This is a genomic window from Cupriavidus sp. CP313 (genome assembly GCF_054072015.1).
The window spans coordinates 1-1034 of the sequence record NZ_JBSVZB010000088.1; the positions used below are offsets into that span (position 1 = coordinate 1).

1 protein-coding gene is annotated in these 1034 nt (G+C 65.1%); it reads right to left on the reverse strand.

From position 1 onward, the window contains the following. Positions 1-1014: 3-keto-5-aminohexanoate cleavage protein (locus tag ACW4E8_RS40990; protein ID WP_456809697.1), on the reverse strand; the 1014-nt coding region annotated here is incomplete at its 3' end. Between the last annotated feature and the right edge of the window lie 20 nt (positions 1015-1034).

Sequence of the window (1034 nt, forward strand, 5' to 3'; positions counted from 1 at the left end):
GTTCGGCAGGTACCCGTTCTGCTCCAGCGTCTGTTCGGTGCTGTCGTACCAGGTGCCGATGCGATAGATCTCGCGGGCCTCCTTGCCCGATGCGATCTCGCGGCCCAGCTCGCGCGCCACCCGCACGCACTGCTCGACCTGCTGCACCGAGGTCATGCGGTTGCCGTGCTGGTCGATGATGGTGTCCTCGATGCCGCAGCGCGGGTGCAGGCCCATGGCCATCGCCATCATGTTGAACGGCAGCACGTTCTTCATCAGCGATTCGGCGGTGAGCGTGCAGCCATCCGGGACGCGGTGCACGAAGTTGAAGAAGTTGAACGGGTTGGGGCCGTCAAAGCCACCGCCGATGCCGATCCAGGTCAGGTTCAGCGGGCCCTTGTAGATGCCGGCGCGCACCAGGCGCTCCAGCGTTTCCAGCGCGTGGATGCCGGTCAGCTGGAAGTGCGGCTGGATGCCCGAGGCCTGCAGGCGGCGCAGGTGCTCCTCGACCCAGCCCGGGCCGGCCGGCACCGTCATCTCGCGGTAGGCCGCCTTGTAGGCCGGCTGATCGAGTGAAGTACCCTTCAGGTATTCCGGGTACAGCAGTTCCATGATGTTCATCTGGGTGGTGTTGATCGCCACCGTCACCTGGTCCGGCTTCGGATCGAGTTCGGCCAGCATGTGGCGGGTGTCGTCGGACAGCCACTTGGCCGCCTGGCCGTCGTCTTCCGGCGCGAACGAGATCGAGCCGCCGACCTGGATGATCATGTCGGGCACCGCGGCGCGCACGCCGGCGATCAGCTCGTTGAACTTGGACAGGCGCTTGGAGCCTTTGCCGTCCAGCTCGCGCACGTGCAGGTGCAGCACGGTGGCGCCGGCGTTGTAGCAGTCCACGGCCTTCTGCACCTGGTCTTCCATGGTGACGGGGATGTCCTCGGGGAAATCCTCCGGCATCCACTCCGGGCCGTAGGGGGCCACCGTGATGGCCACCTTGTCCATGTTCTCGGGGTGCAGGGAATCGTCTAGAAATTGCATGTCTTCCTCCTGATAGTGAA